General features: G+C 42.9%; 22 protein-coding genes. 14 read left to right on the plus strand and 8 right to left on the minus strand.

All coding sequences use genetic code 11. The features are described from left to right. Positions 1-107 precede the first annotated feature (107 nt). The 7 genes from B9T24_RS14610 to ahr all read left to right on the plus strand — a co-directional run bounded on the left by B9T24_RS14610 (position 108) and on the right by ahr (position 4,972). On the plus strand, positions 108-848 hold the full coding sequence (locus tag B9T24_RS14610) for a dienelactone hydrolase family protein (RefSeq protein ID WP_086166444.1): 741 nt from the start codon (positions 108-110) through the stop codon (positions 846-848). 86 nt (positions 849-934) lie between these two features. After that, entirely contained in the window at positions 935-1,297 is a 363-nt protein-coding gene (locus B9T24_RS14615) for an HIT family protein (protein WP_086166445.1), read from the plus strand. A gap of 137 nt (positions 1,298-1,434) precedes the next feature. Further along, positions 1,435-2,469: an A/G-specific adenine glycosylase gene (gene mutY / locus B9T24_RS14620; protein WP_086166446.1), complete on the plus strand. Its 1,035-nt coding sequence runs from the start codon at positions 1,435-1,437 to the stop codon at positions 2,467-2,469. A gap of 62 nt (positions 2,470-2,531) precedes the next feature. Beyond that, positions 2,532-3,074, plus strand: coding sequence for a M23 family metallopeptidase (locus B9T24_RS14625; RefSeq protein ID WP_086166447.1), 543 nt, complete (start codon positions 2,532-2,534; stop codon positions 3,072-3,074). A gap of 16 nt (positions 3,075-3,090) precedes the next feature. Then, a complete protein-coding gene (locus B9T24_RS14630) occupies positions 3,091-3,336 on the plus strand; it encodes a hypothetical protein (protein ID WP_086166448.1) in 246 nt (81 codons plus the stop codon). Between the two features lie 21 nt (positions 3,337-3,357). Continuing rightward, entirely contained in the window at positions 3,358-3,918 is a 561-nt protein-coding gene (locus B9T24_RS14635) for a DNA-3-methyladenine glycosylase I (protein WP_086166449.1), read from the plus strand. Between the two features lie 31 nt (positions 3,919-3,949). Then, positions 3,950-4,972: an NADPH-dependent aldehyde reductase Ahr gene (gene ahr / locus B9T24_RS14640; protein ID WP_086166450.1), complete on the plus strand. Its 1,023-nt coding sequence runs from the start codon at positions 3,950-3,952 to the stop codon at positions 4,970-4,972. A gap of 182 nt (positions 4,973-5,154) precedes the next feature. On the opposite strand, the gene B9T24_RS14645 is transcribed toward ahr, so the two are convergent. Then, on the minus strand, positions 5,155-6,594 hold the full coding sequence (locus B9T24_RS14645) for a PLP-dependent aminotransferase family protein (protein ID WP_086166451.1): 1,440 nt from the start codon (positions 6,592-6,594) through the stop codon (positions 5,155-5,157). A 98-nt stretch (positions 6,595-6,692) separates the two neighbouring features. Here B9T24_RS14645 and B9T24_RS14650 point away from each other — a divergent pair, with 98 nt between their 5' ends. Then, positions 6,693-7,112: a hypothetical protein gene (locus B9T24_RS14650; protein WP_086166452.1), complete on the plus strand. Its 420-nt coding sequence runs from the start codon at positions 6,693-6,695 to the stop codon at positions 7,110-7,112. Here B9T24_RS14650 and B9T24_RS14655 read toward each other — a convergent pair. After that, positions 7,045-7,962, minus strand: a complete 918-nt coding sequence (locus B9T24_RS14655) for a LysR family transcriptional regulator (protein ID WP_086166476.1) — start codon at positions 7,960-7,962, stop codon at positions 7,045-7,047. The genes B9T24_RS14650 and B9T24_RS14655 overlap by 68 nt on opposite strands. Before the next feature lie 276 nt (positions 7,963-8,238). Between B9T24_RS14655 and B9T24_RS14660 the strand changes: the two genes are divergently transcribed. Next, positions 8,239-9,411 carry an MFS transporter gene (locus B9T24_RS14660; protein ID WP_086166453.1) on the plus strand — a complete coding sequence of 391 codons (1,173 nt, stop codon included), beginning with the start codon at positions 8,239-8,241 and terminating at the stop codon, positions 9,409-9,411. 55 nt (positions 9,412-9,466) lie between these two features. Here B9T24_RS14660 and B9T24_RS14665 read toward each other — a convergent pair whose 3' ends face one another. Then, positions 9,467-10,111, minus strand: coding sequence for an START domain-containing protein (locus B9T24_RS14665; protein ID WP_086166454.1), 645 nt, complete (start codon positions 10,109-10,111; stop codon positions 9,467-9,469). Positions 10,112-10,169: 58 nt separating this feature from the next. After that, positions 10,170-10,991 carry a 4-hydroxy-tetrahydrodipicolinate reductase gene (gene dapB / locus B9T24_RS14670; protein ID WP_086166455.1) on the minus strand — a complete coding sequence of 274 codons (822 nt, stop codon included), beginning with the start codon at positions 10,989-10,991 and terminating at the stop codon, positions 10,170-10,172. Positions 10,992-11,282: 291 nt separating this feature from the next. Here dapB and B9T24_RS14675 point away from each other — a divergent pair, with 291 nt between their 5' ends. Then, positions 11,283-11,531 carry a hypothetical protein gene (locus B9T24_RS14675; protein WP_086166456.1) on the plus strand — a complete coding sequence of 83 codons (249 nt, stop codon included), beginning with the start codon at positions 11,283-11,285 and terminating at the stop codon, positions 11,529-11,531. A 67-nt stretch (positions 11,532-11,598) separates the two neighbouring features. Here B9T24_RS14675 and dnaJ read toward each other — a convergent pair whose 3' ends face one another. The 4 genes from dnaJ to B9T24_RS14695 all read right to left on the minus strand — a co-directional run bounded on the left by dnaJ (position 11,599) and on the right by B9T24_RS14695 (position 17,599). Further along, complete coding sequence (gene dnaJ, locus B9T24_RS14680) at positions 11,599-12,720, minus strand: molecular chaperone DnaJ (RefSeq protein WP_086166457.1); 1,122 nt, start codon at positions 12,718-12,720, stop codon at positions 11,599-11,601. Positions 12,721-12,826: 106 nt separating this feature from the next. After that, positions 12,827-13,204 (minus strand): hypothetical protein, encoded by a 378-nt coding sequence (locus B9T24_RS14685; RefSeq protein WP_086166477.1) that lies wholly within the window; start codon positions 13,202-13,204, stop codon positions 12,827-12,829. Between the two features lie 133 nt (positions 13,205-13,337). Continuing rightward, positions 13,338-16,472, minus strand: a complete 3,135-nt coding sequence (locus B9T24_RS14690; protein WP_086166478.1) for an efflux RND transporter permease subunit — start codon at positions 16,470-16,472, stop codon at positions 13,338-13,340. A gap of 20 nt (positions 16,473-16,492) precedes the next feature. Next, entirely contained in the window at positions 16,493-17,599 is a 1,107-nt protein-coding gene (locus tag B9T24_RS14695; protein ID WP_086166458.1) for an efflux RND transporter periplasmic adaptor subunit, read from the minus strand. A gap of 148 nt (positions 17,600-17,747) precedes the next feature. On the opposite strand from B9T24_RS14695, the gene B9T24_RS14700 reads away from it, so the two are divergent. The 4 genes from B9T24_RS14700 to B9T24_RS14715 all read left to right on the plus strand — a co-directional run bounded on the left by B9T24_RS14700 (position 17,748) and on the right by B9T24_RS14715 (position 23,829). Next, positions 17,748-18,371, plus strand: a complete 624-nt coding sequence (locus B9T24_RS14700; RefSeq protein WP_086166459.1) for a TetR/AcrR family transcriptional regulator — start codon at positions 17,748-17,750, stop codon at positions 18,369-18,371. Positions 18,372-18,530: 159 nt separating this feature from the next. Then, the gene (gene ppc, locus B9T24_RS14705; protein WP_086166460.1) at positions 18,531-21,215 is read left to right on the plus strand and encodes a phosphoenolpyruvate carboxylase; all 2,685 of its coding nucleotides are present in this window, start codon (positions 18,531-18,533) and stop codon (positions 21,213-21,215) included. A gap of 305 nt (positions 21,216-21,520) precedes the next feature. After that, the gene (locus B9T24_RS14710) at positions 21,521-22,822 is read left to right on the plus strand and encodes a solute carrier family 23 protein (RefSeq protein WP_086166461.1); all 1,302 of its coding nucleotides are present in this window, start codon (positions 21,521-21,523) and stop codon (positions 22,820-22,822) included. Between the two features lie 104 nt (positions 22,823-22,926). Further along, positions 22,927-23,829, plus strand: a complete 903-nt coding sequence (locus B9T24_RS14715) for a LysR family transcriptional regulator (RefSeq protein WP_086166479.1) — start codon at positions 22,927-22,929, stop codon at positions 23,827-23,829. Positions 23,830-23,831 lie beyond the last annotated feature (2 nt).

Below are 23,831 nucleotides of genomic sequence, written 5' to 3' on the forward strand. Positions count from 1 at the left end.
TAGTGTAAAGTCAAAATAGATCAATCTTGCACAATCAACAAAGAAGTTAATTTCGATGTTTTAATTCGTATATTTTTCACTGAATACAACATACAAGGATAAAATAAATGGCGCTGACCATCAAAACTCGCGAAATCCAATACACGGCCCAAGATGGAACAACTTTAATTGGCTATTTTGCAGCACCTGAATCAGAAAAACCTGTCGCGGGGGTGATTGTGGCACCTGAATGGTGGGGACGAAATGAGTACACTGAACAACGTGCGCGTGAACTTGCTGAACATGGCTATGCAGCCCTCGCTATTGACATGTATGGTGATAAAAAAGTAACCACCAACGTCCCTCAAGCCAGTGAATGGATGATGCAAACCTTTAATGACCCTGAAACGATTGTGACTCGTGCGTCTGCGGGTTTAGCAGCATTAGCCGCGCAAGCAGAGGTCAATGCAGATAAACTGGCAGCGGTAGGCTTCTGTTATGGTGGTAAAGTGGTGCTTGATCTGGCACGTTCTGGTGCGCCTTTACAAGCGGTGGTCACTTTCCATGGCACATTGACTCCGAAAACACTGGCTCAGCCGGGAACCGTTAAAGCTGAGATTTTGGTTCTTCACGGAGAACTCGACAGCATGGTGAGCTTAGATGATGTTGCGCGTTTTAAAGAAGAAATGTATGCAGCTCAGGTGGAGCATGAAGTGATTGTCTTTGAAGATGCGAAGCATGGTTTTAGCAACCCTCTTGCAGATGAACGTGCTAAAGCCAATGCTGTTGATCTGGGCTATAACGTCGATGCAGAACAAAAAGGTTTATCTGCGATGTACGCGTTATTCAAAAACCGACTGGGTGAATAAAACCCAAGGTCAATATGGTTGTGCTATATTGACCCATCCAATGACATGAATATTTTAAACACTATATTTTTGAAGAGGATATAACAATGACTGAAAACAACTGCCCATATTGCAACTTTGATGAATATGACATCATTGATAAAAATGACTTTGGTGTAATTTTACCCGAGCCGAATGCATTATCTAAAGGCCATTGTGTCATTGTCCCGCTACGCCATGTCAGCTCTTTTTTTGATATCACTGACAAAGAACGTAAAAGCTTAATGTCTTTACTTGAGCTTGCGCGTAATGAACTTCAACTGCGCCACCAACCCTCAGGCTTCCATATTGGCTTTAATGATGGCAAGGTCTTTGGTGAAGCATCTGAACACTTACACCTACATATCATTCCGCGCTATGAAGGTCAAACATTGAAGTTGGATGAGCGTTGGGGCATGGTTGGTGAATAAAGCTAAAGTAGCTCCCTACTTTATTTAAAATGATGCTGCGGCATCATTTTTTATGCCGTTATTTTTGTATCTGTTCTGAGCCACAGCCTGACCCAGTTTTCGCTATACTATTCATCTATTCTAAAGATGCCGTTTGTATGTCACAGTTTTCTTTTGCCGAAGCCCTTCTTGCTTGGTTCGATGTACATGGTCGCCATGACTTGCCTTGGCAAGTGATCGATGATCCCTATCAGGTTTGGGTGTCTGAAATTATGTTACAGCAAACTCAAGTTAAAACAGTGCTGCAATATTTTGAACGCTTTATCTCCCGATTCCCAACCGTTGAAGCTTTAGGGCAAGCCAGCTGGGACGATGTGGCACCTTATTGGGCTGGACTGGGTTATTACGCACGAGTACGCAATTTGCATAAAGCCGCGGGGATCGTCAGCCAACAAGGACATTTCCCAAGTACATTACAACAATGGATTGAGCTTCCCGGAATTGGCCCCTCAACGGCTGGCGCATTGATGTCACTGGGGCTGCGTCAATATGGCGTGATTATGGATGGCAATGTGAAACGGGTTCTGGCACGTTTTTTTGCCATCGAAGATGACTTATCTAAACCCGTCCATGAACGAGCCATGTGGCAATTGGCCGAAACATTGTGCCCAACCGAACGTAATCATGATTATACCCAAGCGATTATGGACTTAGGTGCAACGGTCTGCACACCAAAAAAACCACTGTGTTTATATTGCCCAATGCAACAACACTGCAAAGCACATCAACAAGGTTTAGAAACAGAGCTACCGTTTAAAAAACCGAAAAAAGCTGTACCGATTAAATCAGCACAAGTGTTAGTGATTCAGTCGAATCAGCAATGGTTATGGCAACAACGTCCGAATAGTGGCTTATGGGGCGGTTTATGGTGTTTACCCATTATTGAAAATCCCACCGAATTTGCAACACAGTGCCAAGCTTTAGGACTGAAAAAAGTCATTCAACGCACTGAAATTCGCCATAGCTTTACCCATTTCACTTGGCAACTTGAAGCCATCTGCTTTGAGGTCGCTGCGGATCAACAAGAACATCTTGAGATTGAATTAAATGGCACATGGCTCACGACACAAATTGCAACAGAAATCGGAATTCCCACAGCCATGAAAAAATTGATCTCTGCCCTGAGTTTATGACATAGTCAAGCACTGTGATTCAAAGAATTGTCACGCCTATTAGAATGAAAAAAGGATGAACAGTGCTGTGTTTTATTTCTACATTATTATTGGGGTTTAGCATCCTCTGGATTGCAGCATGTACCTCAACACCTAAAAAAACCGCCACGACAGCGCTTCCCCTTGATCAAGTGCAAAAGCTGAAAAACATGCAGTTAAAATCGTCACTGCCCATCCCCGTACACAATATAAAAACCAAACAATTACGTGACACATGGGCTGCCGCGCGGAGTCACGGACGCAAACATGAAGGCATTGACATTATGGCTCCACGTGGAACAAAAGTGTTCAGTGCTACAGAAGGCTTAATTGCTGACTTACGCAATAACAATTTGGGTGGTAAAGTGGTTTGGATTATGGGGCCTGCTGGAACTTGGCATTATTATGCCCATCTTGATGACCACAAGCGTGGTTTAAATGTCGGAGATTATGTCAAAAAAGGTGATTTGATTGGTTATGTTGGTAATACTGGCAATGCACGTCATACTGCACCACATTTACACTATGGCATTTACCTCGACGGTAAAGGGCGTGGTGTGGTCAACCCCTATCCTTATTTACGTTAATTTTTAGGAACTATTCATGTCAGAAGCGCTGATCAATCGTTTGGTCGAATTTGCTGAATCAGGCAATCAACAAAAATTTGTTTTGGCTGGGCAAAGCCATCAAGGCTGGGTGATGGAAATCACTGAACAGGCGCTTTTGATTAGCACAGGTTTTGCAGAAAAAACGGGAACAGATATGTGGATTCAATTCACAGATTTACCGCAAGCTGAACTATTTTATTGGGATAATCAACAAGATCAGTGGGCTGAATTTAAACTTTAAGTCATTTCAGGAGCATAGAAAATGTCGTTACAACGCTGTGGTTGGTGCTCCAATGATCCACTTTATATGGCTTACCATGACCATGAGTGGGGAAAAGAGGTTCATGATGAAGGCCATTTATTTGAAATGCTCTGCTTAGAAGGACAACAAGCGGGTTTGTCTTGGATTACTGTACTGAAAAAGCGTGACAGTTATCGGCAGCATTTTTTTCAATATTCCATTGCAGAGATTGCTCAATTTAGTGATCCCCAATTAGAACACATGCTACAAGATGCGGGCTTGATTCGGCATATTGGTAAGCTCAAAGCCATCCGTGACAATGCCATTGCATGGCAACATTTAAAACAACAACAAATTGATGTCAGCCAATGGCTATGGAGTTTTGTTGAACATCAAAGCATCCACAATGATGTTGCGGATTATCGACAAGCACCTGCTCAAACAGACATCAGCCAAAGCATGTCAAAAGCTTTAAAAAAGAACGGGTTTAAATTTGTTGGACCAACCACCTGTTATGCCTTTATGCAGGCGGTGGGTATGGTCGATGATCATGAAAATCACTGTGCTTTTAAATCAAATTAATACTTCACCACAAGAATAAAAGGATTCCACCATGAATGACAATATCATCCATGCCTATGCCGCCATGCAAGCGGGTGCAGCACTTGAGCCCTATCAGTTTGATGCGGGAGAGTTACAAGCCCACCAAGTTGAAGTCCAAGTTGAATACTGCGGTTTATGCCATTCTGATGTTTCGGTGATTAATAATGAATGGAATTCTTCAGTTTATCCTGTGGTCGCAGGGCATGAAATTATTGGCATCATCACGCAGCTCGGTTCAGAAGCCAAAGGGCTAAAAGTAGGACAGCGTGTTGGTATTGGCTGGACAGCAGAAAGTTGTCAGTACTGTGATCCGTGTATTTCAGGACAACAGGTCCTTTGTACAGGTGGTTCAACTGCAACGATTGTTGGACATGCGGGTGGTTTTGCCGACAAAGTACGTGCTGGCTGGCAATGGGTGATTCCCTTACCCGAAGATTTAGATCCAGAAAGTGCCGGTCCACTGCTCTGCGGGGGGATTACCGTATTTGACCCGATTTTAAAACATCAAATTCAAGCGACTCACCATGTAGGCGTGATTGGGATTGGGGGTTTAGGGCATATGGCGATTAAATTACTCAAAGCGTGGGGCTGTGAAATTACTGCATTTACCTCAAGTTTAGATAAAACTGACGAGCTTAAAGCCATGGGTGCAGACCATGTGGTCAATAGCCGTGATCTTGATGCCATCAAAGCACAGCGTGGCAAGTTCGATTTACTGCTCAGCACAGTCAATGTCACGCTCAATTGGCCTGCCTTTATTAGCACACTGGCACCAAATGGCGCTATTCACATGTTAGGCTTAGTCCTTGAACCCCTGAAAATTAATGCGGGTAGTTTAATTGGCGGTTCGAAATCTATTACAGGCTCACCAACCGGTTCACCTGCTGCATTACGTCAATTATTAAAATTTGCAGCACGGAAAAATATAGCACCGCAAATTGAAGTCTTTCCAATGTCAGAATTAAATGCAGCACTGCAACATTTGCATTCAGGTAAAGCGCGTTACCGCATCGTGTTAAAAGCTGATTTTTAGAAAAATAGCCTCAGGCAGCAGATCTGCTGCCTTTGATTTGAAATGTACGCCAGATATTCAAAGCCACAAAATACGTTGTGACTTTGAATTCGGCAAAGACCAAAGCTTTAGATAAAACACTTCAACTAATGACACTATCAGGCAAAATCAGTCCAGCCATACCCTACTTTGTTCTGGGAAATTTAAGCAACCTGTGCCGATGTTAATTGTGCTCTGGTCCAATCCGCCAAGAGCACAATCGCATCACGAATTTCATCTGACAATTCATGCCCCGCATTTAAGCGAATACAATTCTTATAGCGTCCATCTTCACCAAAGACCTCACCGGGGACAATATTAATCCCTTGCTGTTGCGCAAAATGATACATCTCTAAACCATCAATTTGCTCAGGCAATTGAACCCAGAGTGCATAACCACCACGGGGTTGATTTAAACCAATATCCACCTGATGAAAAGCAGTAATGATGAATTGTCGATACTGTTCAACCTGTAGCATAAGAATGGGTTTGAGCGTGGTTAAATGTTCACGATAAGCACGACTATAAATTAAGTCGGCTAAACCCACTTGCAAAGGCGTATTCACAGAAACATTCAGCATCATGATTTTTGCTCTGAGATGCTGCAAACGCGAATGAATACAGAACCAACCGACACGATACGCTGGTGACAACGATTTAGACACCGATCCACAGAAAATCACATAGCCTTGTCGGTCCCAATATTGAATCGGCAGGGGGCGTTTTAAACTAAAACTACATTCGGCATAAATATCATCTTCAATCACATAACATTGATACTGCGCTGCCAACTGTGCAATTTTTTCTTTTTCAGTATTACTTAAACAAAAGCCCAAAGGATTTTGATAATTAACCGTTAGCAAACAGACCCTTGCACCTGAGCTTTGCATAGCCTGTTCTAAACGTGCTAAATCAAATCCATTGCTATCCGCTGGAATTTCTACAATTTTACGCTTTAAAGTCGCCAACAGTTGTAACTGACCATTAAAGTTAGGCGTAGGTACAATAATGCTATCGCCTATTTCGGTCAGACTTTGAATCATCACTGACAATGCAGGCATGCAACCATTGCTGATATAAATATCATTCTTCGCAATATAAAAACCATCTTCTGCCCAATGTTCAGATAAGGCTTCTCGTAAGCGAATATGTCCTTGCTTATCACTATATAAAAAATCTTCAGGCTTGCTATGCTTTAAAGCGCGCTGAATGGAACGGCGTAAAGCTTCGACGGGAACTAAATTAGGCGAGATTTGAATGGCCCCCAAATGAATTAATTTATTATTGATCGAGGCTTCTTGAATCTTTATTTGTAGTTCTAAATTAGACACATCTCGGGGCTGAGATTGAAAATCTGGATGGGTCGGACGCTGAGTATGCTGTACCACCGATTTTTCTGCACTGACAAAATAGCCTGACTTATTTTTCACAAAGACCAGCCCTTGTGCTTCTAATAATTCATAGCAATTTTTGACGGTATTGATACTGACATTTTGCTGCTCGGCACATTGCCGTAGCGAAATTAAGCGTTGCCCTGCTTCTAATTCACCTTGCTGAATTTTATCGGCAATTTGTTCTGCCAATATTTGATATTGAAATGTCATTCATCTGTACTCATTTTTTAGCATTCTGTGTATCTGTATCTATCAAGATAACAGATTTATGCTGCATTTACCGTCCATCAGCATAAAAGGAGTCCTACATGAAAATAATGCAATACAGTACAGCCATCTTGAGTATTGGTTTTTTATTAATAGCTTGCCAACCTCAACCGAGCAATGCCTTGGCACAAAAACAGCACTTTATTTGTAAGTCTTTAATTGAAGGTTTTTTAAAAACTCAGCAACTGGGGCAATACCAATTGCAGCATATTCAACCCACGTTGCACCAAACATCAGCACAACGTCTGTATCAATATCACGTCAGTTCAGACCATGAGATGCGAACCCTGATGCCTCAACAGCAGGATTTAAACTTTCAATGCAGCCAAAGCTCTGCACAACATTTTGAATTAAAATTGCTCAATCACGAACAGCGAGAAATTCAAACCTTACTCAGTTTAGATTTGCTTCCCCAGAAAACGATGGATAATTTGACAGCTTTTGTACTAAAAACTCAATAAATAAACGGACACGCTTTGGCAAATGTTCTTGTTGATAGTAGACAGCATGGATGCTCTGTTCATATCGCTCAATTTGGTCTTCGAATAAAGCAACCAGTCGTTTTTGTTGAAGATCTTGCTGCACTAAAAAAGCAGATAGACAGGTTATGCCTAAACCATCCAATGCCATTTGACGTACGGTTTCGCCATTGGAGGCTTTAATTTTGGGCTGAATGGTCAACTGTTCGCCATTGACACGAATCGGCCAAGTATTTAAATGACTCACTTTGCTAAAGCCAATTTGCGCATGCTTTAAAATATCGCTGGGCATTTTCAGGTCGCCATGATTGGCTAAATATTCAGGATTGGCGACAATGTACAAACGACTTTTACATAATAATCTGGCATGTAAACTTGAATCATTCAGCTGCCCAAAGCGGATTGCAACATCCGTTTTATGTTCCAACAAATCGATAATTTGATCATTACTGTTCAATTCGATTTCAATATTGGGATAAAGCTGCATAAATTCACCCATCAATGGCACGATCACATGCAGGACAAACGGTGTCGCTGAATCGACTCGAATCAGCCCAGCGGTGTCGGTATCTGACTTTAATAAAGCATCTTCGGCTTCGGTTAAATCATTTAAAATTTTACGTGCTCGATCTAAAAATAATTGTCCCTCTTGCGTGAGTTTCAATTTACGCGTGGTGCGTTCCAGTAAGGTCACATGCAGTTTATTCTCAAGGCGTTGTAAAGCACGGCTCACCCCAGATGTGGTTTGTGCTAAACGCTCTGCTGCCATCACAATCGAGCCACTATCCACAATCGTGACAAAGGCATGTAATTCTTCAATGGTCGATTTCATCTTCCATCCATTTATTGATTTCTCGTCAATAATATTTTGCAAATTAGCGCATTTTTTAGCAACAATAAAATCATCAAAATACCCCCATCTTAAAAAACTAAAGATTGAGTCAAACATGAGGGTTCCCCAATCGGGTGTTATGAAATTTCACTGCGCTGGACAAATGGTGATCGATGCCATGAAAACAGCATTTGCAGTCAGTTATAGCGTTGTAATACAGCGCAAATTGATGCAAATACAGCAAAAGTTGCAGCGCTATGCAATGAAGACCCACTGATGAAAATTAATTTTCCGTTACTGGCGCTTGCCATTGGTGCCTTTGCCATTGGCACCACCGAGTTTTCCCCGATGGGCTTTTTGCCTGAAATTGCCCAAGACTTCAATATTTCTATTCCACGTGCTGGCATGCTGATTAGTGCTTATGCCTTTGGGGTCATGTTGGCTGCACCTTTCATCACGTTGTGGCTGAGTCGCTACCCAAAACGTCAATCCTTAATTTTATTGATGGCTATTTTTAGCATTGGCAATATTTTGGCCATGCTCGCACCGAATTATTTGGGACTGATGGGGGCACGAATCATCACCAGTTTAAACCACGGCGCATTCTTCGGCATTGGTTCAGTGGTGGCTGCCAGTGTTGTATCCAAAGATAAACAAGCCAGTGCTGTCGCCATGATGTTTATGGGACTGACCATTGCCAATATTGGTGGTGTTCCCCTCGCCACTTGGGTTGGACAACATCTGGGCTGGCGCATGTCTTTTCTGGGTATCTCATTTCTGGGTCTCATCACCATGCTTGCCTTGTGGAAAGCCTTACCTGAAGGCACAGCCAGTCATCAGCCCAATATCAAACAAGAGCTTAAAGTCTTAACCCGTTTGCCTGTTGTCTTGGCATTATTGACCACGGTGATGAGTGCAGGAGCAATGTTCGCGTTATACACCTATATTGCACCCAGTTTAAAAGCCTTGATCCATGCTTCACCTGAACTCATTACCCTAATGTTAGTTTTCATTGGTCTAGGTTTTTCAATTGGAAATTACTTGGGTGGAAGATGTGCCGATCTGTCCTTAGATAAAACCTTGATCGGTTTTTTACTGCTCCTGATGCTAATGATGTTGCTGTTCCCACTGTTAGCCACCACCAGCTTCGGTGCTGCACTGGCCTTAATCATTTGGGGCGCAGCGGCTTTTGCGGTCGTTCCGCCCCTGCAAATGCGCGTCATGTCAGTCGCCTATGATGCACCAAGTCTCGCTTCTTCGGTGAATGTGGGTGCATTTAACTTAGGCAATGCTTTGGGCGCGATTGCAGGTGCAAGTGTGCTGAATATGGGGTTGAGTTATAGCGCTGTTTCATTTGTCGGAGCGGGACTGAGTCTGATTGCGCTTGTTTTGCTACTGATTCAAATGAAACTGGCAGCCCTCAAAGCGTTGCACTATCAACAATGCTGATTGCATGGTGGTGAGAAAAAAGTCCGCATGCTGCGGACTTTTTTAATTTTTAACCTTAACGCAAGGCTTCGGGCAAAGCAGGAATGCTGCTCCGTTGAGCCAATTCTAGCTTCATTTTCTGGAGCATCTGATAGGGTTGTTGTTGCACAAACATATTCACAAAAGTTAAAGGAATCGAACCCTCAGGGTTAGCATAGCCATAAGTCGAGACTTTGACTTTATTATTGGCTAATTTTTGAAAGCTCCAATCTCCTTCATAATGGGTCAAGCGGACATAATCTGGATTTTTGGCATAGCCTTTATCAATGGCTTTATTTTTAATGCTAATCACACCTTGAGCATCTTTGACCATTTTGCCTTGTACCACTAAATCACGGTCTTTCAGTGGAAAAGGAAAGTCGAGCACCATATACAATAAAAATTCGCCTTTTTTATCATCACGTGACAGGACTTTAACGCTGCCCATATACGGCACCCATTTTACCGCATGATCGACATCTAAAATCAGCCCAACGGCTTTTTCTAAAGGTGTGTCGTAGATGGTTTCGGCTTTGTATAAAAAGACGGGGTTTTGACTATTCTGATAAGTCCAAACTTTAATATTGTTTTTATTCATACTGAGCTTAGCATTATCAAGCGGTTTAGCCTGTGCTGTAGCAAACATTGCTACAGCACAAGTCATCAAGATCACTTTTTTCATTCCATTGAACTTCTTATTTTAATTTTGTTAACTTGTTATAAATGATTTTGCTGAATTTTTATACTTGAATCTCATTAAAACCAAGTACATCTTTCATATCATATTTAGCCGCTTCACGGCCAACCACCCATGCAGCAGCGCGTATCGCACCCGCAGCAAAGTTCATTCGATTGGTAGCTTTGTGGGTAATTTCAACCCGCTCACCATCTGCAATAAACATTACGGTGTGCTCGCCAACAATGTCGCCACCACGAATGGTTTGGAAACCAATGCTTTTGCGTTCACGCGGACCCGTATGACCTTCACGGCAATACACGGCATCTTCTTTAAGATCACGACCCAAAGCCCCTGCAATCGCTTCACCCATCATCAGTGCAGTACCTGACGGTGCATCGACTTTATGACGGTGATGCGCTTCAATCACTTCAATATCAACAGTGTCACCAAAAACTTTTGATGCAAGTTCTAGCAGTTTAATTGATACATTTACACCCACTGAATAATTCGCTGCATACACTACAGGGGTTTGCGTTGCGCTTTCATTCAGAAATGCTTTTTGTTCATCGTTCATCCCTGTGGTGCCAATTACAATCGCAACACCCGCTTCACGGCACAATTTTAAATGCTGTTGGGTCGCCACTGGCGCAGTAAAATCAACCACCACATCGCAGTCTTTTAAGACATCTTGTAGCTGACCCACCACCTTGACACCCACTGCACCAATCCCTGCAAGCTCGCCTGCATCTGTACCAATCAAGCTACTTTCAGGGCGTTCAACTGCGGCTGCAAGTTGATAACCTGCCTCATGGACTGCCTGAATAAGGATGCGTCCCATACGACCGCCTGCACCCAATACACCAATGCGTGGAGCTGCTGACATAACATATTCCTAATGTTGCTTCTAAATTGTTCTTACTATAGCAAAACTCTGTACGCAGACTAAGTTGCAAGGCTAAATATTTCATCGAAAATAGATCAATTCAGCCGACTTATTTTGAAATCCATACTCAATGAAATGCAGCAAGCGTGGCATCAACCCAATAGATCAGGTATACCGATTTCAGCCTGAAAAAATAAATGCTTTTGGCCGCTTATTTTCATCTGATTGTAAACATCGCGACGCAGACTACGCAGCACGAATGATAAAAAGATGAATTATAAGGAGATCAGGATGCATTCGAAAAAAATCGCGTTAACTGTTTTTATGGCAACCCTCGTGACCACGGCTTGGGCAGAACCTGCAATTCAAGCGGGAGATACGGTAGAAAGCTTGTCGCAAGTCAAAATCAGTCTTCAGACTCGTAGCACTACAGCCACTCAAGCGGACAATACTCAGGCAATGACCAAGCAAGTATCGACTGACGAAGCAGCGGCGCAAATGGTCGATGTCAATACCATTGATCAGCCCATCATTAAATAACCGATGAAGCGGGCATAAAAAAGGGGAATATTGAATATTCCCCTTTTTTACATCTTGATGATTTGAATTAATCAAACAAACCAAAGAATGATTTTTTCTTCGGTGATGATTTATTGTCATCACCATCCATCGTGTCTTGCAATTCTTTTAACAACTCACGTTGACGCGCGGTTAAATTCACTGGTGTTTCAACCACAATGCGGCAGAGTAAATCACCTTGCATACTGGTACGTACAGGTTTAACCCCTTTACCACGTAAGCGGAACATTTTGCCAGTTTGAGTTCCCTCAGGAATTTTCAAACTGACACGACCTTCCAGTGTCGGAATTTCAATTTCTTTACCCAACGCAGCATCAGCAATGCTCACTGGCACATCCATATATAGGTCTGCGCCATCACGTTGGAAAATTTCATGTTCACGCACGACAACTTCGACGTACAAATCACCAGACTGGCCATCACGAATGGCTTCGCCTTTGCCCGTTAAGCGGACGCGGTCGCCATTGTCTACGCCTGAAGGAATCGTCACTTCAAGCGTTTGTTGACGATCAGACACACCAGAACCATGACATTTCGTACATGGGTTCTTAATGATGGTGCCTTGACCACGACAGCTGCCACAGGTTTGCTGTACAGAGAAGAAACCCTGTTGCATACGCACTTGACCCGCACCATGACAGGTCGGACAAGTTTGAACATCTTTAGGATTTTTTGAACCTTTACCATCACACGCATCACATGGTGCAGGTGCAGTAAAGGTAATGGTTTTTTTCACGCCCTTAACCGCTTCTTCAAGGGTCAGTTCCATGACGTAGCGAAGGTCGGATCCACGACGTGCGCGTTGTTGACCACGTCCACCGCCGCCACCAAAAGCGCCACCAAAGATATCGCCAAATTGGCTAAAAATATCTTCTGCGCTGAAACCACCACCACCAAAGCCGCCACCGCCGCCGCCCATACCACCTTCAAAGGCACTGTGCCCCATACGGTCATACATACTGCGTTTTTCGCCATCCGATAAAATTTCATAAGCTTCAGCAGCTTCTTTAAATTTATCTTCAGCTTCAGGGTTGTCTGGGTTACGATCTGGATGATATTTCATCGCCAACTTACGGTAGGCTTTTTTAATTTCATCATCACTAGCGGTTTTAGCGACGCCCAAAACCTCATAATAATCACGTTTAGCCATGTCTGGCGATGCTCCTCACGGAATTTCATTAATACTTAACTGTGGACTGAAATTGGGGGTCAATCCAAATTTTACAAGGGGGATGGTGTAAAAAAGTTGAGTTCGATTAGAAAACAGCTTTATTTTTGACAAAGCGAGATAGACCTTTAAGCCATGCATTAAGCAAAAACAAAAAGGCGATAAGTGAGAATACCACACCAGCAACGGTACAACCGGTGACCCAAAGTGCGCTATCCCAATAAAAGAAAATGAGTGGAATAAACCACAGTGCAGCAAAAAAAACCAAAATGGCATAAATCACAATATTACGCATGACCCACAATGCTTGAGCTTGCAACCAGACTTCCACATTGTCTACTTGTGTGATTTTACGCGCATACCAGTATGCAAATACACCACTAACCACAGTAAATAAAGCGAAAAACATGAAGACATAAGAAATCGCAATAGAACGGCGAAGTCGGCTTAAGTTGTCTTGCTTCATGTGCATTTTAACCCCATTTACTGCACGCTTAGTTTTTTAATCTGCAGTAAATTGCTTTAGAGAAATGTATAACAATGTAAGGTGCTACTATATTGAAATTTTCAATATTTCGCACCTCATTATTGTCACAAATTTAGTGACTCTCGGTATTTTTTCTCACTTTAAAGCATTGTGCATACAATGCAGGTAAGAAGAACAGCGTCAACAGGGTCGCAACAATTAATCCGCCCATAATCGCCACAGCCATTGGACCAAAGAAAATACTGCCCGATAACGGAATCATGGCCAAGACCGCAGCCAATGCCGTCAGCACAATCGGACGACAACGTCGTGCCGTCGCATCAATAATGGCCGACCAAGGATCATGCCCCGCTTGAATATCTTGTTCAATCTGATCAATCAAAATTAAAGAATTGCGCATAATCATGCCCGACAGTGCAATCGTTCCTAACATCGCAACAAAGCCAAACGGTTTATTAAACAATAACAAGAACAGCACCACACCAATTAAGCCCAAAGGCGCAGTCAATAACACAATCATGGCACGTGACATGCTCTTGAGCTGAATCATCAATAGCGTCATCACCACAGCCAAGAAAAAGGGCATACCGGCATTGACAGAGCTTTGTCCACGTGCCGACTCTTCAACCGTTCCGCCCACTTCAACCAAATAACCACTGGGCAATTCAGCACGCAATTGCTCCATTTTTTCAGCCAGCTCCCCCACCACGGTCGCAGGTTGTAGTTTGCTGCGAATATCCGCCCGTACCGTAATGGTCGGTAAGCGGTTACGATGCCAAATCAAACCATCTTCAAAGCTATATTCAATTTTAGCAATTTGCGCCAACGGTACAGATCCACCATTGGCAGTCGGTACGGCTAAGCTGGATAATGATCCGACATCGACCCGTTCAGCTTGGTCACCACGCAAACGAATTTCAATTAATTCACGCTTCTCACGGTACTGATTAATGGTGGCACCACTAATTGAACTATTGAGGAAGTTTGCCAGATCCAGACTGGATACCCCCATTTGACGGGCACGATCTTGATCAATATTTAAATGAATAATTTTGCTTGGCTCACCCCAATCCAAATGTACGTTGCTGGTATTCGGATTATCGCCAATCACGGCTGCAACTTTGTGTGCCCATTGACGGACTAAATCCTGATCTTCACCTGAAACACGGTATTGCAATGGATAACCCACAGGTGGGCCATTTTCTAACAACGATACGCGCGTCCGAACATCAGGCAGTAATTTACGAATTTCTTGATCTAAGGATTGGCGAATTTCATCACGGTCATCTAAAGATGAAGCCAACACCACAAATTGGGCAAAACTGGCCTGCGGCAATTGTTGATCGAGGGGTAAATAGAAACGGGTTGAACCTGTGCCAACATACGCCACATAGTTATCAATGCCCTGTTTGGTCGACAAGAATTTTTCGACCTTCTTCACTGCATTTTCCGTTGAAGTTAAAGATGCGCCTTCTTCTAGCTTTAAGTCGACCAAAATTTCTGCACGGTTCGATGCTGGAAAGAACTGTTGCGGCACCATTTTAAACATCAAGACCGACAACACAAAAATACCCACGGTGGTCGCAATGACCGTTTTACGGTAAGTAATACAGGTATTTACCCATCCTCTAAACGTTTGATAGAACTTGGTTTGATAAGGATCATGATGCTCACCCACATGATGCAACACAGGTTTGGGTTCAGGTTGTTTACGTAGACGTGCCCATAAACGCTGATGCCACGGTGCTTTTTCTGGCAAGTGATTAAAATCAGGCAGTAATTTGTCACCTAAATACGGCACAAAAAGAACTGCGGCAAACCATGACACAATTAGAGCAATGGTCACCACTTGGAAAATAGAACGCGTGTATTCACCTGTACTCGATGCTGCGGTGGCAATCGGCAAGAAGCCTGCTGCGGTAATTAAGGTTCCAGTCAGCATCGGAAAAGCCGTGGTTTTCCAGGTAAATCCAGCGGCCTCTAAACGGCTATAGCCCTGCTCCATCTTAATTGCCATCATTTCAATGGCGATAATGGCATCATCGACCAATAAACCGAGTGCTAAAATCAGTGCACCCAATGAAATTTTATGTAGACCAACATCAAATAGATGCATGCCTGCAAAGGTCATGGCAAGTACCAGTGGAATTGAAAATGCCACCACTAAACCAGTACGGAAACCCAGTGAAAAGAAACTGACCAGTAATACAATAACCACCGCTTCAGCCAATACTTTCATGAATTCATTGACGCTGCGTTTCACCGCCACAGGTTGATCGGAAACTTTTTTCAGCTCCATGCCCAAAGGCAACGATTTTTGTAACTGGGCAAATTCTGTTTCTAAGTTTTTACCAAGCGCTAGAATGTCTCCACCTTTACGCATGGAGACGGCAATACCAATGCCATTTTCACCCATGAAACGCATACGCGGCTGCGCGGGTTCACTAAAGCCACGATAGACTTCAGCAACATCACCCAATTGAATGGTTTTTCCTGCCACCAAAAGCGGCATTTTTTTCAGTTCATCGACACTTTGCAACTGACCACTAACGCGCATTTGAATACGGTCTGTGCCGGTTTCAAAGAACCCAGCACTGGCCACCGCATTTTGTTGTTGCAATGCTTGTTGAATTGCCGTCACTGGAATACCCAGTTGCGTGGCTTTGGTATTGGACAGTTCAATCCAGATTTTTTGGTCTTGCAAACCGACCAAATTGACTTTACCGACATCTTTCACCCGTTGCAGTTGTAGCTGTAAACGGTCGGCATATTCTTTTAATATGCCGTAGTCAAAATCTTTGCCTGTTAAGACGTAAATATTACCAAAGGTATCGCCAAACTCATCATTAAAGAAAGGCCCTTGTACACCACTGGGTAGTTGCTGTTTGATATCGCCGACTTTTTTCCGGACTTGATACCACACATCTGGAATTTGACTCGAACGTAATGAATCTTTCGCGACAAAGGTCACCATCGATTCACCGGGACGCGAATACGCCATGATCCGTTCATAATTGCCCGTACTCATGAGTTCTTTTTCAATACGGTCAGTGACCTGTAATGACACTTCTTTGGCTGTTGCACCTGGCCAATAGGTTTGAATCACCATCACCTTAAAAGTAAAAGGCGGGTCTTCACTTTGTGCAAGCTTGGAATAAGACACGATTCCAACGATTGCCAACAGCAACATAAAATAAAGAATTAAACCTTTATTTTTCAGTGCCCATTCCGACAAGTTATAATTCATAGCTGCCTTGTGGTCTGGCTTCATGATGGCGCTCCTGCCTGAATTTTCACAGCACGGTTTTCACGGTTAATCGGCTGAATTTTTTGTTTTTCACGCAATAGATGCACACCACCAACCACCACATAGTCCGTAGCATTTAAACCCGATAATACTGGCACGCTATCACGACCATAAGCGCCTAAACTTACGGGTACTTTATGAATGGTCTGATCTTTTTTCACCACCCAAACATAGGCTTGTTGATCATTGGCAGAAACACTCGATAACGGTACGCTCAAGACATTGTGCTGTAACTGATTAAAAAATACGCGCGCACTTTGCCCCAGTTGAATGGCTGCATTGCCTTCGCGCAAAGCCACCTTGACACTAAAGGTGCGCGATTGATCTGCTGCGGGTGAAATTTCACGCACATAAGCTGCAAATTTATCTTCAGGTTTGGACCATAAAGTGACCCATGCCGTTTGACCGACTTTAATCTCTGCAATGGCTTGTTCAGGCACACCAATCACCACGTCACGATCTCCTGCAATCGCCACTTGATACGCGGCTTGACCCGCAGCAATCACCTGCCCGACTTCAATATTCCGTGCGGTAATCACGCCATTTTTATTTGCCAGCAATTGGTTATAACCCGTTTGATTACGACTGACTTCATAATTAGATTGCGCTTGCTTTAAGGCCGCCATGGCTGATTTATACTGGTTGTCTGCTGCATCATATTGCGAACGACTGACCGCATTGATCGGCAGTAATTGCTTAAAGCGTTTCAGTTCATCTTCTGCATTTTTTGCCGCTGATTGAGCATTTTCCAGTTGAGCATTCGCCGCATTGAGTTGTAGTTGCGCATCCTGAACATCCAATTTTGCCAATACTTGCCCCACCTTGACCTGATCCCCCACATCGACATAACGTTCAATAATTTGTCCCCCCACCCGAAAGGCTAAAGCCGTCAGTTGGCGTGCTTGTACATCTCCTGCATAGCTTTTTTGGTCGTTATGGGTACTATTGGGTTGAGTCACCATCACCAACGGAATTTGTTCTGTTTCGGCTACATCCTTGCTGCATCCCCATAAGGTCACACTGCAAACGATGATCATACTGGCAACAACTGTCTTACTTATGCTCATGAAGTTCGCTCTTATTTAAAAATGATTTTTAAGGCAAAATAAGGAGTATCTTAAATTGATTATTTTTTAATTAATATACTCAGTGGTACATTAATTATGATTTCAGGGTCAAATCAATGACCTTTCTTGATTTTTTTTGGAAAAAATTGTGCAAACACATGTCGGTCGCCCGAAAGACTTAGAGAAACATCAGCAAATTCTAACTGCGGCAAAATCCGTATTTTTAAAATGTGGTTATCATGGCTCAAGCATGAATCAAATTGCACAAGAAGCAGGTGTCACCAAGCTGACCATCTACAATCACTTTCAAGATAAAGCCAATTTATTTACCTGTGCAATTGAAAAAACCTGCGAAGAATCCATCAGTACGCGCCCATTAAACCTATATGCGGACAGTGATTTTAAAAAAGAATTTACACAGCTCTGTGCATTAGCACTGAATATTGTCAATTTACCCGAAGCCATTAAATTAGAATTGTTATTGCTGGAGCTTGCGGCTGAACAAAATCCACTGGCACAGAAATTTTACGATGCATCCCATCTGCGGATGAATGCAATTTGGGAAGACTTTTTTCAGCAAGCAATTACACTCGGGTTTATTCGCACCGAAAGCTTAAAAAGCTTAACTTTGCTGATTTTGTCTTTATTACTCGGGATGCGTCATCATGAAGTCCTGCTCGGTATTCGTGCTGTCCCTACGCTAGACGAAAAACAGCAAATTATTTGCGCCAGTATTGATCTATTTCTGATGAAATATAGTATGACACGGTAATATTAAGATTCTAAATAACGCAGCAGCACAGGTTCAGGCATACTCATTGCAGTAGATCGCGGATTAATTCAGCAAAACATGACCTACTTTTGTCTGCCCCTACTAGGAATGTAGGCATTTCACGATATAGTCGAAATAACAAGAATCGGAGAGTGAAAAATGATTCAACAAATTGATGCTCCACTGCGTGAAGATGTGCGCTTACTCGGTAATCTTTTGGGGGAAACCTTAAAGGAACATGCAGGACAAGATTTGTTTAATCAGGTCGAACAAATTCGTGCGCTGTCGAAGGGTGCTCGAGATGGTCAGGTTGAAGCAGAAAAACAACTGGAACAACTGTTCTTTAGTTTAGAAGATGATGAAATTCTTCCGCTCACGCGTGCATTTACCCATTTTCTGAATTTTGCCAATATTGCCGAACAGTACAATGTGGTTCGCAGCCGTCGTAAAAGTGAATTTGATGAACATGCACCGTCACCCAATCCACTCGATCATCTGTTCCAAAAATTCAAAGACCATGATATTTCCTCAGATACGCTTTTTCAGCAAATTTGTGAACTGAACATTGAGTTGGTACTCACTGCGCACCCGACTGAAGTCAGCCGTCGCACCTTAATTCAAAAATATGACGGCATTAATGAATGTCTGTTTAAAGCGGATCAACAAAAACTCACACCGCGCGAACGTAAAGCCATCTTAGAAGAATTAAAACAACTGGTTTGTTCTGCATGGCAAACTGATGAAATTCGTCAACATCGTCCAACACCTGTCGATGAAGCAAAATGGGGCTTCACCACCATAGAACAAACCCTGTGGAATGCTGTACCCAAGTTTATTCGTGAACTGGATGAAATGGTGCAAGATCACTGCGGTCAACGCTTACCTTTAACCATTGCACCCATTCGGTTTGCCTCTTGGATGGGCGGTGACCGTGATGGCAACCCAAATGTCACGCATAACATTACCCAAGAAGTGCTTTGGCTGTCACGCTGGAAAGCAGCAGATTTGTACTTACGTGACATTGAAGCTTTACGTTGGGAACTGTCGATTCAGAACTGTAGTGATGAACTTCTACAGGCACTTGGACACAAGCACCCAGAGCCATACCGTGAGTATTTACGTGATACGCGCGAACGCTTAAAAGCCACGCACTACTGGTTGGCGCAAAAACTGCAAGGACTTGAGGCCGATGATAGTTTGGTCATCAAAAGCAAAGATGAATTATTACAGCCTTTATTACTCTGCTACCGTTCCCTGATTGCCAGTAACTTGCCTGAAATTGCCAATGGCAAACTGCTCGATTTTATTCATCGGGTCAATTGTTTTGGCATTGAATTGCTAAAATTGGATATTCGTCAGGAGTCGGGTCGTCATCGTCAAGCCATTTCTGCCATTACCGAATATTTAGGCTTAGGCAATTTTGAAACATGGACTGAACAAGCACGCCAAAATTTCTTATTGCAAGAATTACAAAGCAAACGCCCATTACTGCCTAAGCATTTAAATGAACCCAAACAAAGCCTGATTGAACATCCCGATGTACAAGAAGTGTTTGCCACCATGCGAACTTTGGCGGAACAGCCTGAAGAAAGTTTAGGCGCCTATATTATTTCCATGGCGGAATATCCAAGTGATGTTTTGGCGGTGTTATTGCTACAAAAAGAAGCCGGCATTAAACATCCACTCCGCGTCGTGCCTTTGTTTGAAACATTAAAAGACTTAGATGGCGCAGCCGACACCATGAACACCTTGTTCAATATGCATTGGTACAAACAGCATATTCAAGGCAAGCATGAAGTCATGATTGGTTACTCAGACTCTGCCAAAGACGCAGGCTTTATGTCTGCCAACTGGGCGCAATATCGTGCACAGGAAGAACTTACCGCTGTGGCGCAAAAACATGCGGTGCAATTAACCCTGTTTCATGGTCGCGGTGGCTCAATCAGTCGCGGCGGTGCACCGACACAACAAGCATTATTTTCCCAACCACCGGGATCTATTTCCGGTGCCATTCGGGTCACCGAACAAGGGGAAATGATTCGCTTTAAGTTTGGACTTGAAGGCATTGCGCTACAAAATTTAGAGATTTATACCGCAGCGACTTTGGAAGCCACCTTACTGCCGCCACCCGTGCCTAAAGATGAATGGCGCGACTTGATGCATCGTATGACCGATTTATCGGTACAGGTGTATCGTGAAACCGTGCGTGAAAATCCACATTTTGTGAAATATTTACGTACCGTCACCCCTGAACTTGAATTACAAATGTTACCACTCGGTTCGCGCCCAGCCAAACGTAAAGTCAGTGGTGGGATTGAATCTTTACGTGCCATTCCTTGGGTTTTTGCTTGGACACAAATTCGCTTAATGCTTCCCGCTTGGCTCGGGACAGGTGCAGCCATTAATCAAGTGCTTGATCAAGGGCAAAAACCACTACTTGATGAAATGTTGCAACAATGGCCCTACTTCCAAACCCTGATTGATATGTTGGAAATGGTGTTGTCTAAAGCCGATAGCCATGTTGCTTTATATTATGAATCGCATTTAACCGATGATGAAGATTTAAAAATATTGGGTGAACAACTGCGTCAACGCTTAAAAGATGCGGTACAAACCTTATTGGCGTTAAAAGGTGAATCGCAACTGCTCAGCAGCAATGATGTGCTGGATCAATCCATGAAAGTGCGCAAACCTTATTTGTTACCGCTACATTTATTGCAAGCTGAACTGATGAAACGTCGTCGTCGTTATTTGGCAGAATGTCAGGCAGAACATACCCCTGTCGACCACGCACTGATGGTCAGCATTGCTGGAATTGCAGCAGGATTACGCAATACTGGTTAACCCTTCAAAGCTCATCATGCAAAAAAGCACATCTTTAGATGTGCTTTTTATCTTTCAGCGGCAATTGGCAAAATAAATCATCTTTTTTGATAAGCATCATAAAAAAAATTATTCATTACTCCAACAATAATCAGCCAAATTAATTACATGATTTAACTTTAATTTTAAGTAAAAAAACATTTACCATTTGGTAAAATAACTAAAAAAGTCAGCAGATTAATTTTAATAAAAGTAGAGTTGCATAGCTTAAATCTTACAAAAACAAGAGTATGATGTGCTCAATTTGTTTTTAGAGTGCTCATTTTATGTCCAATTGGTTCCCCAACTGGCGCCCATATGAAGGCAATATCGAAGCCCGTCCTGTAGGTACAAATGAATACCTCCCTCCTGCACAAAGTGTTGTATTGGGCATACAACATGCCTTTGCCATGTTTGGTGCAACAGTCCTTGCACCATTCTTGATGGGTTTTGACCCCAATCTGGCAATTTTAATGTCAGGAATTTGTACCATTCTGTTTTTCTTGGTTACAGGTGGTCGTGTACCGAGTTATTTAGGTTCAAGTTTTGCCTTTATTGGCGTGGTGATTGCAGCCACAGGTTATGCGGCTTCAGGCACAGGTGCCCCAAATGCCAATATTGCTTTAGCTGCTGGCGGCATCATGGCGTGTGGCGTGTTATACGCCATTTTCGGTTTTATTGTCATGGCCACAGGCACCAACTGGATTGAAAAACTCATGCCTCCAGTAGTCACGGGCGCAGTGGTCATGATTATCGGTTTAAATCTTGCACCCGTAACGGTTAAAGGTGTGGCTGGTAATAATTTTAATATGTGGATGTCACTAGTCACCGTACTCTGTATGGGCTCGATTGCCGTATTCAGCAAAGGCTTATTACAGCGTTTATTATTGTTGGTGGGTCTGCTTTCAGCTTATTTAATTTATTACATTGTTTCCAATGTCATGGGTTATGGGACTGCAATTAATTTCACCCCGATTCAACAAGCCTCATGGTTTGGTGTTCCCACTTTCCATTCTCCTGTATTTGATTTTAATGCGATGCTGATTATTGCACCCATTGCTTTAATTTTAGTGGCTGAAAATTTAGGTCATATTAAAGCAGTCAGTGCAATGACGGGTGAAAATCTGGATCCACAGATTGGTAAAGCCTTTGTGGCTGATGGCATTGCAACCACCTTGTCTGGCGGTGTTGGTGCACCAGGGATGACCACCTATGGTGAAAATATTGGTGTGATGGCAGTGACGCGTGTGTATTCCACCATTGTCTTTGTTATTGCTGGTGTCTTCGCTATTTTCTTAGGTCTTTCACCAAAATTTGGTGCGGTTATTCACACCATTCCGACGGCAATTTTAACTGGTGCTTCAATTGTGGTCTTTGGTTTAATCACCATTGCTGGTGCGAAAATCTGGATTGAAAATAAAGTCGATTTCTCGAAAAACAAAAATTTAATGGTGGCTGCGGTAACCATTATTTTAGGTACAGGTGACTTTGCACTACAATTCGGTAACTTTAACCTCGGTGGTATTGGTACAGCAACTTTTGCAGCACTGATTCTAAACTGGTTCTTTAGCTTGGCCGATAAATCATAACGATAAATCCCCATTTTTAGGCAGCCGACAGGCTGCTTTTTTTATGTTTGACCTTGAGCAATTTTTAGTATGATGAGATCAATTTCACTGAGATGACACAGCACATGCGCCTCGACTTTTTTGACCTACAGCTGTTCTTAAATATTGTCGACACAGGCAGTCTCACCAAAGGTGCTGAGCGCTCTGCTCTTTCTGTACAAGCCGCCAGTGAACGGATTAAAAAACTCGAACAACAGTTTTTGGTCAATTTGTTTACTCGCCATGCCTCTGGTGTCAAATTAACCATTGCAGGACAAACTTTTGCCGAACAGGCACAGTTAATGATCCAGCAAAGCCATCAGTTACAACAGGTTATGGCAGCATATGCCGAAGGCATACCTTCACAAATCACACTGTGGTGTAATTCATCCGCGCAAAGTGAATATCTGCCTTTATTATTACCGCCCTATCTGGTCGAAAATCCGAATATACAGATTGATTTAAAAGAAGCGGAAAGCAATGACATTATTCAAAGCTTAGACAAAGGCACAGCACAATTGGGCTTAATCTCAAGTTTTTTTAATTCAGAACATTTACAAACTTTAGAATTTAGCGATGACCCCTTAGTGTTAATTTGCCCCATCCAGCATGAATTAAAGCACAAAACCCAGTTGCCACTGGCAGAGGTGATCCATTATCCCTTTGTCGGTTTAATGCCCTATCATTCCCTCCAACAATCCATTGAAACTCAAGCCAAATTATTAGGTTATGCCATTCAGTATCGTTTACGCTTGCCCAATTTTGCCGCCATTGCACAAGTGGTTGCCAATGGTGTCGGCATTGCCATTATCCCGAAACGGGCGGCACGCCGTTTAAATTCTACTTACCCATTACATCACATTGAATTAACGGGAGAATGGGCGAACCGTAAGCTGTTATTGGCAGCAAAAAACTTTGACCAGCTGCCTATTTCCTATCAGCACTTCAGTCAGTTTTTACTGTCAAAAAAGTCTAAATTGTCTATTTAGAC

The sequence above is a fragment of the Acinetobacter sp. ANC 4654 genome (genome assembly GCF_002135425.1).
Lineage (GTDB): Bacteria > Pseudomonadota > Gammaproteobacteria > Pseudomonadales > Moraxellaceae > Acinetobacter > Acinetobacter kyonggiensis.